Origin of the sequence: Acinetobacter sp. ANC 3781, assembly GCF_004331285.1 — a bacterium.
Taxonomy (GTDB): Bacteria; Pseudomonadota; Gammaproteobacteria; order Pseudomonadales; family Moraxellaceae; genus Acinetobacter.
Genome location: NZ_SJOH01000020.1, coordinates 1 through 12,998 on the forward strand (window position 1 = coordinate 1; position 12,998 = coordinate 12,998).

Sequence of the window (12,998 nt, forward strand, 5' to 3'; positions counted from 1 at the left end):
TATCGAAATCTCTTATATAGTTTCAACCATCAAGCCAATAATTTAACTTTCCTTAGACTGACTTGTTAATGTATTCCAAATATAATTAATTTTATTTGAGAACGCCATTTCACGCCGAATAACATATACATCTTGAAATAAGTTATATTGATTACAGTCAATTACTTTTAATTTTTTCTCAGCAATCTCTCTTTCAACCAATAATTTAGGTAACCATGCAATGCCTAAACCTTGTAAAACCAACTCTTTTAAATCACTTGCATTATCTGTTTCATATAAAGTCCGATAATCTAATTTATTTTCAATCGCCTCATCAACACAGTTTCTTAAGTATGCTTGTTTACTATAAGCCAACAAGGGAAATGTCTGCTCGAATGAGTATTTAGGAGTACCATTATCATTTAATGCAGTTATAGGCAGTATTTCCATTTCAAAAATTTTATGGAATACGAAAAAAGATAAATCAAGTTGTTGTAAAGTTTTTTGATCACAATACCCAATTAAAAAATCACACGACCCATCTTTAAGTAAGCGCATTCCTTGTTTGAGATTAGCAGCAATAATTTCTAATTTTAAATCTTCCATGTTGATTGATAATTCATGAATAAAGCGAGGGAAAAACTGTGTGATTAAGGAATGAGATACTGCAAACTTAACCGTTAACTCATTGTTTTTAATATTCTTCTCTAGATATTTAATCGTTGCATCTAGTTGATTTTTTATGTTTTTTGAAGATGCCAATAAGACTTGACCTGCTTCTGTGAAATCAATGTTCTTACTATATCGTTTTAAAATTTGGAAACCCAATGCATTTTCAATATTTTGAATCCTGCGTGTAAATGCAGATTGTGTGACGTGTCGTAGTTCTGCCGCTTGGGAAATAGATTCTTCTTGCTCAAGTGCAAGTAAATCTTCAATCCATCGAATTTCCAAGGTCATAATAAATCCTTAATACATACTTTTATAAATTATAATCTATTATGCAAAAAATGCATGCAGTAATATTTTTTTACATTAGAAAAAAAATACGCTGCACTCTAATATGGATCTATTGAAAATTAGAGTCTATTTAAATGAACGTTAAGATTAATACACGTACTGAAAAAGATTTACTAGGTTATAAAGAAATTCCTGCTCATTGTTATTATGGTATTCAGACTTTAAGAGCATTAGAAAATTTTAATTTAAGTCCAAACAAGTTAAGTCAGTTTCCGGTTTTTATTAATGCACTCGCAATGGTTAAATCAGCATGTGCACATGCTAACTTTAAGCTTAATAAGCTTGATGAAAATAAAAACAATGCCATTCAATATGCGTGCCAACAAATTCTTGATTATAAATACCACGATCAATTTCCAATAGATATGATTCAAGGGGGTGCAGGCACTTCAACCAATATGAATATTAATGAAGTTCTTGCTAATATTGGTTTAGAGTATTTAGACTACTCAAAAGGTGACTATCAATATTTACATCCAAATAATGATATTAATATGTCCCAGTCTACAAATGATGTTTACCCTACAGCTATTAAAATCGGTTTAATTGCTGCAATAGATCAGTTAAATACCCCATTTTTAAACTTAATTCAAAGTTTTAAATATAAGTCAGATGAGTTTTCTCATATTTTAAAAATGGGTCGTACTCAGTTGCAAGATGCTGTGCCGATGACTTTAGGTCAAGAATTTGGCGCTTTTGCAACCACGCTACAAAATGATTTGAACAAACTTAATCAAATCATGCCGGATGCCTTAAGTGTCGTGAATTTAGGGGGGACTGCAATTGGAACAGGTATTAATACCGAAGCGAAGTACCGTGAGTATGCGATTGCCTCATTATCGGAAATCATGCAACGAAAAATTAGTAGCGCCCCTGATTTAATTGAAGCGACTTCAGATATGGGGGATTTCGTTTTATTATCTAGCTTATTAAAACGTACAGCCACTAAACTCTCAAAAATTGCCAATGACTTGCGTTTACTCTCTAGTGGCCCACGCACAGGTATAAATGAAATTCATTTAGAACCACGCCAGCCTGGTAGCTCAATTATGCCAGGTAAGGTTAATCCAGTGATTCCAGAAGCAATGAACTTAGTATGTTATCAAGTCATTGCTAATGATTTAGCTATTACTTTGGCTGCAGAAGCAGGCCAGTTACAGTTAAATGCTATGGAGCCTTTAATTGCTTTCAAACTGTTTGAATCTATTGATCTGCTAAGCAAAGCGATGCAAATGTTCCAACATAAATGTATTGAAAATATACGTGCAAATGCTAAACATTGTCAGGCAAATGTTGAAAATTCAATTGGTATTATTACTGCACTGAATCCCTATTTAGGTTATGAAACAACGACACGTATTGCGAAACAAGCCAATGAATCAGGCCAGAGCGTTTTGACTTTGATTAAAGCCGAAAATCTACTGTCAGATCAAATTTTGGCTGATGTTCTAGCGATCAACAATATGGTACAGCCTAAACAATGTGCTTAATCATCAGTTCGTATTAGTATTAATAGTTATCTAAGCTAAAAGGAATCTATTATCAGGTTCCTTTTAGCCTGAAACCCTTGTGCTGGAGGGGAAGATAAACAGCATGATCTACATTATAAAATCAGATCTTGTTTTTCTCGTACTTTTTGATCGACTTCCGGCCACTTAGACATACGACTCTTTATGTTGGCGCTGCTTCAAATACTTCTGCACTCATCCTATCGAGATGCGAATGGTGCATGATTCGATTGCAGAATATTTCGATATACTCATCCTTTCCAAGTATGGCTGTAGGTTATGTCAGTTTAGGTAATTCCCTATTATGCCTAGAAGATTAGAGATACATCACTTGTCATTAATTTCACAAAATAAATAATTTATTCCCTAACTCTTTTTAATAAATCAAAAAGCTGTTTATTTTTAATTTATTAAAAAGTTCTCAATAATTTTGCTACTCTTCCCGTATGCACTCAATCTTCTCACCTTGATTGAATGCCAACTGGTTAACAACAGTTTATATTTACCTGTCTGATCAAATATTTCCCGTCGCTCTTATCGCTTGGCGTTTAAGATAAGTGAGCTGGTTCAACGATTGGGTGAATCACTTTCGATACAACCATCAACCAAATTAATGGTGCGATCACAAGTGGCTGAAAGACGCGGGTCATGCGTGACCAGCAGCACTGCACAATCACGTTCACGATGTACTTTACGAAATAGTTCAAACATTTCAGCAGCGGTTTGGGTATCCAGATTGCCTGTGGGCTCATCGGCCAATAATAACGCCGGTTCAGTAATCAAGGCGCGCGCTATCGCCACCCGCTGTTGCTGACCACCTGAAAGCTCATTCGGTTTCCGGTCAGCGAACTTTTCCAAACCCACAGCAGCGAGCAAATCACGCGCCCGTTGCAACCCCTGTTGATTCGGTTTGCCACGAGTCATCATTAGCGGCATTAAGATATTATCCAATGCCGTAAACGCCTGAATCAGATGATGAAACTGAAACACAAACCCGATACTGTTACCGCGCAACGCAGTACGTCCGCTGTCATCCATCGCACTGGTCGGTTGTCCCAGTAGATAAAGTTCACCGCTGCTAGGCTTATCCAGCAGACCCAAGATATTCAATAAGGTACTTTTGCCAGATCCGGAAGGACCAATCAGCGCAGCAAAGTCGTTGCGACCAATACACAGATCAATGCCATGCAGAACTTCAACTTCATTGAGCTGACCAATATTATAAGATTTACGCAACCCTTCTAGGCGCAGCACTTCCTGAGACTGATCAGACATGACGAATTGCCTCCACCGGGTCGAGCGCTGCTGCCCGGCGTGATGGTACAGCCGCAGCCAGAACGCCAGTCACTGTGGCCAGTAATAACGCCAGGAGTACCAGCTCGATTGAAATCGGGATATAGAATAATCCTGGACCAAAATTATTAAAGACCCAGACCAGACCATAACTCACCACACTTCCCAGCACCGAACCGAGCAAGCCAAAGATTGCGCCCTGAAATAAGAAAATTCGTAAGATTTGCGCTTGGGTCGCGCCTGTAGCACGTAAAATGCCAATTTCCCGGGTGCGTTGTACCACACTGACCGACATGACGCTGGCAATCCCGAAAGCCACGGAAATCGCCACAAATACAATAATCATATTGGTCGACAGGCTCTGTGCGGTAATCGCATTCATCAGCTGGGCATTGGTTTTAATCCAGCTTTCAGCTTTCAAGGAGGTCAAACGTCCTATCTGTGCAGCAATGTTATCTGCCTCAAAAATATCTGCGATGGTCAGATCAATGACCGTCACCCCGCCCGGCAAGCCGAGTAAAGACTGTGCCTGTTTTAAGTCCAGATAGACATATCGTGCATCCAGTTCGCGTACCCCCAACTCAAAGATTCCGGCTATATTCACCAATGCACTATTTTGCTGACCGGTATCCAATCGCAACTTGCTACCCACCTGTACACCCAGATCTTTGGCTAACTGGCTGCCAATCAGTACATCGTCGGCACCTACTCGTAACTGACCACTGATCAGATATTCTTTCAACGGAATGATCTGTTGATAACGCTCTAGATTGATACCGACTAAGGCAACCGATTCGACTGCATCACCCCGCTGGACAAATGCAGGTCCAGACACTACTGGAGATACCGCCGTCAGTACAGGCAACTGATCCAAGGTTTCGGTAATTTGCTGCCAGTTATTGATCGAGCGCAGCCGCTGTGCTCGCTTGTCTTCCTGCACTAATTGCACAGTCCCTGCAGGAGGCGGCACAATCTGGTTCACTTGATCCGGTGACAGCAAACGGATATGTGCCTGAGTGCCCAAAGTGCGTTCGACAATATTCGACTGCAACCCATGAATTAAAGCACTAATAAACACGATTACAGCCACACCCACTGCGACACCCACAGTAATCATAATGGACTGCGCACGGCCCTCTCGCAAGAAACTGACCGCGATTTTCCATTCGATCCAGAGCCGCCCGAGAAAGTTTTTCAATCGAATTTCACCGGTAATTCATTTTTGCTGTCGGTATCATTAGCAGGATTCACCAATGTATTGTCTTCGGGCTTTAAACGGACTCTTGCCCCATCTTTTAAGGAAGATTCTGCATTAGCTAGTACTTGATCACCAGCACCTAAACCAGAAATCACTTCTGACATGGCAAGACCACGTAAGCCTAAACTCACCTGCTGACGCTGTATTTTTCCATTACGCACCATTAATACCACTGCCTTATTTCCCTTGATACCGCTTAAAGCATCATTCGGAATTGTGAGTGCCTGCGCTCGTCTAGCTGTCTCGACATTAACTGATACGGTCATGTCCTGACGTAGAAAATCAGGCACTGGATTCACGGTTAATCTGACCTCGACCGTACCACGCTGAGGATCAATGCTCGGTGCAATAAAATTGATACGGGCCGGAAAAGATTGATCTGGATAAGCATCGGTAATGACAGTTGCATTTTGCTGCAAGGCCAGTTGTGGTAAATTCCGCTCATCCAGCGGTACCCGGATTTCTGTATTGCCCTTCAATGCAATCGTAAATAAAGTTTGCCCTGGCTGGACTAAATCACCCGGCTCCACATTACGTGTGAGTACAGTACCTGCGACCGCAGCCCGAATTTTTGTTTTGGCCAATTGCGCCTGCGCCACTGCAAGCTGCTGACGAAGTGAAGCTTCTTCGACTTGCCCCGGAGCCAGGGCTGCCGCTTTTAAGCGTGCCGTTTCAAAATTGTTACGCGCGACTCTTTCTGCTTCTACCGCCTGTTCTATTTCTTCAGCCGACAGCATTCCCGCTTCTGCATTGCGTCTACGGACTGCCTCACGACTCGCCTGTTCCAGTTGTGCTTTGGCACTGGCCAACGCCGCCACTGCCTGTGGCCGTGTACTGGTTGCCAGTTCGGTTAGGGTAAGCTCGGCCTGCCGCACTTGGGCAAGTAGCTCATCCGATTTCAGAACCACCAACAGGTCACCCGGTGAAACTTGGTCTCCCTCCTGTACCAGCCGCTGAAGAACCACACCGCTAATTTCACTGCCTACCTGAGCACGCGAAACCGTCGCCACTCGTCCGGTCGCGACGACATTTTGCACCAGAGGCATGGAGGTTATAGTATAACTTGGCAATACTGGCCCTTGCCACCAGCGAAATAGAGCAAAACCTACTGCAAGCACAAGCAATATAATGATCAAATATTTATAGCGGGTAGCACGCAAGGAGCATCTCCAGTTCAACTTAAAAGCTTAGGGCCTTAAATGGCAAAGTATCGTTAGCCTATAAATTTGTATCTTTTCATTTTAGTTAATTATCAAGCTCTATTGAAAGGTCTCATAAATCTAAACATTTAAACACGGCGGAAGTAACCCAGTAGAGATTGGCGATTATCCAAATTCTAGTCCAAATATGCCCATCTAAAGATAAACGAAAATAGTATCTTATACATCTCTATTCGTACTTTTTGTTTGAAGACGATTACATATAAGCTTATTTCATAAGTCACTTTTACCGGATTATATATTATAAATCCGATAATGAAGTTGAGTCTAAGCTTCCATCTTTTCCATCGGTTTTGATAATGCGTTGCAAGTATTCTGAAAGTTTTTTCAGCCTGCCGACTAGATACTCAATCCTTCTTCTTATTTACTGATCTCTCCATTATGAACTTTTAATTCAGAATTCAATTCGCAGTATTTTTTTATTTTCATCATAATAGAGCAAGGTAATAAAATGCATCTATATCCTCATAACCTTTAGCTGCAAGGATAAAAAATCCTGTAGAAATCACTTTTAAATTTCTTTTAGATAGCTTGAACTGATGTACCGCAGCACGACTGTTACATCAACTGAGAATTCTTCTGGATATCGTTTACTGCTACACAGCATTTTTTAGGATACTCGGCAATAATGCAGACGCGGCTTTAGCAGCAAACTTGACTGTAAAAAATCATGATGCTAATACTTAACAAAACATGAAGATGTACAAAAACAATGGTATTCGGCACTTTAACTTGTGTATTCATACAAATATAAAATCCCCAAACACCCGGCAAACCACCAGTAGCGGATGTGCCAGCCGCTTTTTGCATGACTACGCCATAATGATGCAAGTAAGGTACTGTTAGGCCCTCGCCCCCAATTCCAAATATTGCAGAAGCCCCGTCTATCCCATACCTGAAAAATTTGTTTAGTCGTTAGTGGAAGTAGTTTGTTCTGATCTACGAGCTTTTTTGCATCTACTCACATCGTAGAAGCAACCCAGAACACAAAAACACCCTTGATCCTTTAAAAATTTATTCCAGAAAACAGCCCAGCAACGAATCCGGCTAATCCACCAACAACTAAAAAGTGATCAACTCCACGGCATACTCCTTCAAAGTTTGATGATCATTAGACCATTGACTTAAGCGACTTCCACCTCACCCACATGATGATAAGCACGATTAAAATAAACCAAACTTTCATTCTGTTGACTTTGCTTGATTGCAACAACACGACATATAAAAATACTATGCGTTCCGACGTCTTGAATTTGCTCAATCTCACAATCAAAACTCACCAAAGCATCTGCTAAAACAGGTGCACCGGTCTCCAATGTTGTCCAAGAAGCATGTTTAAAGCGCTCTTCTGAATTCAATTTGGATGCAAATGCATTGGATATCTGTTCATGCTGTGCACCTAAAATATTCACAGTTAAAATTTCATTTTCAATAAAATGTGCATGTGACCGAGACGCCTGATTCATACAGACCAGCAATGTCGGCGGTGTATCTATAACACTACATACCGCTGATGCAGTAAACCCATGAACACCAGATGCATCTTCTGTGGTGACGACATTGACCGCAGTCGCTAACAAAGACATTGCATTTCTAAAGTCAGTTGCTTCAATCATCACTTAAATCCTGAATTTGACTATAGCTAGTCTCTCGATGGAATTAAGGCTACTGACTGGTTTAACCAGATTTATCTGATCAAACCAGCAGAAATAACCCTTCATACATCTTGATATCAATAAGTACTAGGCAGTAAGTTCTTGACGAACGATTTCCGCACCCGCACTTAAAGCATTCAGCTTACCGCGTGCCACTTTACGAGATAAAGGTGCCATTTCGCAGTTGGTCGATGGATAAAGCTTGTCGGCATCGACAAATTGCAGTGCTTTACGTAACGTATTTGCAACCTCTTCCGGTGTTTCAATGCTATTGACATCAATGGTACCGACCATCACTTTTTTACCGCGAATCAGTTCAATTAAATCCATCGGCACATGGGAGTTGTGACATTCCAGTGAGATAATATCGATTTTGGATTGTTGCAGCTTAGGAAACGCTTCTTCATATTGACGCCACTCAGAACCCAAAGTTTTTCCAATCAGTATTGGCTTTAATGCCGTAACCATAGCAAATATGCACTGCGGTTTCACATTTCAGACCTTCAAGGGCACGCTCTAAAGTAGCAACGCCCCAGTCATTTACTTCATCAAAGAACACGTTGAATGCTGGCTCATCAAACTGAATAATATCCACGCCCGCCTTAATTTTATCCAAATCGCTTAATATAAGGTTTAAATACAAACCCTAGAGTGATGTTGAATACATTTAGACTGATCAATAAAACACTTTTCAAGTTAGAGCAATCATAAGTATACAATTTCGTTCTAATGAAGCTGTGTTCTAAATAAGTCGATCCAATTAGGCAGACCTTCTACCCAAGTTATCAGTTAACTCGGGCAACTTGAAAAAAATATATCTGTTGAAATGTTGTTTTCGCTGTTCTTAAAAATCAACTGTTAGGCTTGATGACATGTTCCGCATCAAAATGTTGATAGGTGAGCCGATCTGCTGAATCTTCCGACAAGGGCAAAACTTCGTGCAGGGAAGACAAACAGCGCTGTGTCAAGTGAATATATTGCTCGGTACCCTTGGTTTTCCAAGCAATTTCTTTAGCTTCCAAGCTACGGATCACCTTGGCTGGGCTACCGAAAGCCAGTGAGTTTTCAGGAATCCGGGCTTTGGCTTTGACCGTACTATTGGCACCAATAATGGTATTTTCACCAATTTCAGCCTCATCCAGAATCACGCTGTTCATTCCCACCAGCACATTTTTGCGAATAATACAGCCATGTAAAATTGCACCATGTCCAATATGACCATATTCTTCTACTAAGGTCACGCTGTCTGGGAAGCCATGAATCGTACACGAGTCTTGAACATTGGCATTTTTCTGAATACGAATCCCGCCAAAATCGGCTCTTAAGGCCGCGAAAGGACCGATATAAACCCCGGCCTCAATCACAACATCACCAATCAGCACCGCAGTCGGGTGAACATAAGCTTGAGGACTGACAACAGGGATCACCCCATCTATAGCATAGCAAGGCATCGTTTTATTCCTTTAAAATCTAATTGCTGTAGTAACTGATTGCTTTAATAACTGATTTCTTGCTGACGCAAACCACCAAAGCGTTTATAGAACTGTGGATGTACAGGCGGCATGGAACCTTCTGAAGTCCGTGCAGTCTCCATGAAAAATTCTTCACCCGCAGCGACCACGGTTTGATACAAGTTACTGCTTAAGTTCCGGGCATTGATGGATAACCAGTTTGAAGGTAACAATTCAAATGGCAGGTTTGGATCTTTCAATAAAATGCGACGATATTGATGAATCAATAAAATCCGCAGTTGAAAGGCCTGTACCGGATCAAGTTCCTCTTCATTTTCGACTAAATGAAAGAACTCTCTAAACACACCGATGAATTTTTCATAACGCTGATGCAACTCCTGAACCGGCCAATTCGTCTCTACCATGCGTTTCACGGTTGGATACGATTCCTGCCATAACAGTAAAGTTTCTGCCTTAAACACCACCACCTGCTCTGTCATTTTTAAATTTAACAGCAAGTTTTGCAGTTTGTGATGATCACAACCCGGATAGGCCATAACATTGGTGGCAATATTGGCAAAACCCAACCATTCTAATTCTTTTTTCAGGCTTACTTTATTTTCCAGTTCAACAGAACTCAATAAAACCAGATCCCATTTCTGATCCCATTCCTGATGGCTAAAACTGTAAATCTTTTGATCTGCCATAATAAATCGCTGGCGGCTGCTTTCCGTGACGCGGTAGTAACTGGTTCGGCCGATTTTTTCCGAAACTAACCAGCCATTTTGCACCAAACGAAATACGGCGGTACGAACAGATCTTTCGTTAAAACCAAATACGTCCATTAACTGGATTAAACTGGCCAAACTGATGATGCCGCCGCGGTGAAAAATACAGTCACCAAAGATAGTCATGATCAATGAGGTGCCACTGAGGGCTTCATTGCGAATAAAGTCATCGATGATTTGTTTTAATTTCGGATTCATTTCGTTTAACTTTACCTTGTAGAAACTGGATGATAGACCATTTGGCTATCATCCAATAGTACTTCATGCAGACTTGCGGATATCAAAAACGCGCTGTGCCTTACCTTCAGAACGTGGCAGACTCCCTTCTGGTAGCACTTCCACACTCACTGTGATCCCAACCATGGTTTTAATCTGGCTCTTCAGCTGATTCGCCAGCTGGTGCGCCATAATATCACTACTATCTTTACGCATTTCAGTACGAATATGCAATGTATCCAGATGCCCTTGTTTACAAATTTGAATTTGGTAATTAGGGATCAGTTGCTGGATCTGTAAAATCTGCTCTTCAATCTGTGATGGGAAGACGTTGACCCCACGGATAATCATCATGTCATCACTGCGGCCAACAATCTTGTCCATACGGCGCATGGTACGCGCCGTGCCTGGTAATAAACGGGTCAGATCACGGGTACGGTAACGGATCACCGGCATGCCTTCTTTGGTAATGGTGGTAAAAACCAGCTCGCCCAACTCACCGTCTGCCAGCACTTCTCCGGTTTCAGGATTGATAATTTCCGGATAGAAATGATCTTCCCAGATGGTCGGTCCATCTTTGGATTCCAGACATTCCATGGCTACGCCGGGCCCCATGACTTCTGACAGACCATAAATATCCAAAGCATTAATGCCGAGGCGATCTTCAATTTCCTTGCGCATTTCATTGGTCCAAGGCTCTGCACCAAATACACCGGTTTTAATCGAACTTTTAGCAGTACCAAATTTTTTCTCAAGTGCCTCAATAATATTCAGGCAGTAAGATGGCGTGACCATCAGTGCAGTCGGTTTGAAATCATGAATTAACTGCGCCTGACGTTCAGTCTGTCCACCAGACATTGGAATGACAGTTGCGCCTAGACGTTCAACACCATAATGGGCACCTAAGCCGCCAGTAAACAATCCATAACCATAGGACACCTGAATAATATCTTTGCTAGTCAAGCCGGCTGCTCGCAGAGAACGCGCCACCACATCTGACCAGGTGTTGATATCATTTTGGGTATAACCGACTACGGTCGGCTGACCGGTGGTACCGGAAGAGGCGTGCACACGTACGATCTGTTCTTGTGGAACTGAGAACATGCCAAACGGATAGTTATCGCGTAAATCCTGTTTGGTGGTAAACGGGAATTTAGCCAGGTCTTCCAGTGATTTGAATTCATCCGGATGCACACCCGCATCATCAAATTTCTTTTTATAAACCGGACTGTTCTGATACGCATGCTGTAAGGTCTTTTTAATACGCTGTAACTGTACACTGCGTAACTCATCTACCGATACCGTTTCAATTTTTTCCATTGCATTGTTATTCATATTCTTACTCCTGATGCAGTCGTCCTGACCACAATTTATTTCATTAATTGAATGATGTTGTTAATCTATATTTTCTAGAATCAGTGCAACTCCCTGTCCTACACCCACACACATGGTACAGAGTGCATATTTTCCATTACGACGTTTCAGTTCATGCATCGCCGTGATCACCAGACGGGTACCACTCATACCTAAAGGATGACCTAAGGCAATAGCCCCCCCATTCGGGTTAATTCTCGAATCATCATCTTGTAGGCCAAGTTCACGAATCACTGCTAATGATTGCGCTGCGAATGCTTCATTCAACTCAATCACATCCATCTGTTCAAGACTGAGTCCGGTCTGCTTCAAGACTTTCTGCACAGCAGGAACAGGCCCAATGCCCATATATTTGGCTTCAACCCCTGCACTGGCCATCCCGATCACTTTGGCTTTCGGACGTAAACCATACTGCTCGGCAAATTGCTGATTCCCGAGTAATACGCAAGCCGCACCGTCATTTACACCCGAAGCATTGCCGGCGGTGACTGAACCACCTTCTTTACGAAATGGGGTTTTTAAGGCTGCCAGATTATCCAGTGTCGTCTCTGCACGCGGGTGCTCGTCTTGAGAAATGGTCAGGGTGGTTTTCTTCGGACCTTTAACCTCTACCGGCAGAATTTCTTCGGCGAAAACTCCGTTCTGCTGTGCTACTGCAGTTTTCTGCTGACTGTGATAGGCAAATAGATCCTGATCTGCGCGGCTGACCTGATATTTTTCAGCGACGTTTTCAGCCGTTTCCGGCATGCTGTCGACGCCAAATTGTGCTTTAAATTTTGGGTTGATAAAACGCCAACCAATGGTGGTGTCATAAATTTCTGGGGTACGGCTAAATGCTGTGGTCGGCTTGGATTGTACAAAAGGCGCACGGCTCATGGATTCTACCCCACCGGCCAAAATAAATTGTGCTTCACCCGATTTGATGGCACGTGCTCCCAGTCCAATTGCATCCAGACCTGATGCACATAAGCGGTTCACGGTGAGCGCTGGCACAGATTCAGGCAGTCCTGCAAGTAAAGCAGCCATACGCGCAACGTTACGGTTATCTTCACCGGCCTGATTGGCACAGCCTAGGATCACTTCATCCAGTTCACCCCATGGCAATGCAGGATGCTGATCTTTCAGATACTGAATGGGGAGTGCTGCCAGATCATCGCTACGAACACTGCTGAGTCCACCGGCATAGCGTCCGATCGGGGTACGAATTCCATCAAAAATATAAACCTGTTCCATGAT

At 42.2% G+C, this 12,998-nt stretch carries 11 protein-coding genes and 1 pseudogene; 1 reads left to right on the forward strand and 11 read right to left on the reverse strand.

Annotation, left to right across the window (positions count from 1 at the left end):
- Positions 1-42: 42 nt before the first annotated feature.
- Complete coding sequence (locus E0H89_RS13720) at positions 43-939, reverse strand: LysR substrate-binding domain-containing protein (RefSeq protein WP_131217823.1); 897 nt, start codon at positions 937-939, stop codon at positions 43-45.
- 134 nt (positions 940-1,073) lie between these two features.
- Here E0H89_RS13720 and E0H89_RS13725 point away from each other — a divergent pair, with 134 nt between their 5' ends.
- Positions 1,074-2,489, forward strand: coding sequence for an aspartate ammonia-lyase (locus E0H89_RS13725; RefSeq protein ID WP_131217824.1), 1,416 nt, complete (start codon positions 1,074-1,076; stop codon positions 2,487-2,489).
- 585 nt (positions 2,490-3,074) lie between these two features.
- On the opposite strand, the gene E0H89_RS13730 is transcribed toward E0H89_RS13725, so the two are convergent.
- The 10 genes and pseudogenes from E0H89_RS13730 to pcaF form a co-directional block, all read right to left on the reverse strand.
- The gene (locus E0H89_RS13730; protein WP_131217825.1) at positions 3,075-3,782 is read right to left on the reverse strand and encodes an ABC transporter ATP-binding protein; all 708 of its coding nucleotides are present in this window, start codon (positions 3,780-3,782) and stop codon (positions 3,075-3,077) included.
- Positions 3,775-4,998 carry an ABC transporter permease gene (locus E0H89_RS13735; RefSeq protein WP_131217826.1) on the reverse strand — a complete coding sequence of 408 codons (1,224 nt, stop codon included), beginning with the start codon at positions 4,996-4,998 and terminating at the stop codon, positions 3,775-3,777. Before E0H89_RS13735 ends, E0H89_RS13730 begins: the two co-directional genes overlap by 8 nt.
- Entirely contained in the window at positions 4,995-6,218 is a 1,224-nt protein-coding gene (locus E0H89_RS13740) for an efflux RND transporter periplasmic adaptor subunit (RefSeq protein ID WP_131217827.1), read from the reverse strand. Before E0H89_RS13740 ends, E0H89_RS13735 begins: the two co-directional genes overlap by 4 nt.
- Positions 6,219-6,920: 702 nt before the next feature.
- A complete protein-coding gene (locus tag E0H89_RS16495; RefSeq protein ID WP_165494058.1) occupies positions 6,921-7,088 on the reverse strand; it encodes a hypothetical protein in 168 nt (55 codons plus the stop codon).
- A 314-nt stretch (positions 7,089-7,402) separates the two neighbouring features.
- Positions 7,403-7,894 (reverse strand): flavin reductase, encoded by a 492-nt coding sequence (locus tag E0H89_RS13745; protein ID WP_131217828.1) that lies wholly within the window; start codon positions 7,892-7,894, stop codon positions 7,403-7,405.
- A 126-nt stretch (positions 7,895-8,020) separates the two neighbouring features.
- Positions 8,021-8,534 (reverse strand): annotated as a pseudogene (locus tag E0H89_RS13750) (uroporphyrinogen decarboxylase/cobalamine-independent methonine synthase family protein); the annotation flags it as partial.
- A 250-nt stretch (positions 8,535-8,784) separates the two neighbouring features.
- Positions 8,785-9,384 carry a DapH/DapD/GlmU-related protein gene (locus E0H89_RS13755; protein ID WP_131217829.1) on the reverse strand — a complete coding sequence of 200 codons (600 nt, stop codon included), beginning with the start codon at positions 9,382-9,384 and terminating at the stop codon, positions 8,785-8,787.
- Positions 9,385-9,428: 44 nt separating this feature from the next.
- Positions 9,429-10,370, reverse strand: a complete 942-nt coding sequence (gene paaX, locus E0H89_RS13760; protein ID WP_131217830.1) for a phenylacetic acid degradation operon negative regulatory protein PaaX — start codon at positions 10,368-10,370, stop codon at positions 9,429-9,431.
- Positions 10,371-10,433: 63 nt separating this feature from the next.
- The gene (gene paaK / locus E0H89_RS13765; protein ID WP_131217831.1) at positions 10,434-11,723 is read right to left on the reverse strand and encodes a phenylacetate--CoA ligase PaaK; all 1,290 of its coding nucleotides are present in this window, start codon (positions 11,721-11,723) and stop codon (positions 10,434-10,436) included.
- A gap of 60 nt (positions 11,724-11,783) precedes the next feature.
- The gene (gene pcaF / locus E0H89_RS13770; RefSeq protein ID WP_131217832.1) at positions 11,784-12,995 is read right to left on the reverse strand and encodes a 3-oxoadipyl-CoA thiolase; all 1,212 of its coding nucleotides are present in this window, start codon (positions 12,993-12,995) and stop codon (positions 11,784-11,786) included.
- Between the last annotated feature and the right edge of the window lie 3 nt (positions 12,996-12,998).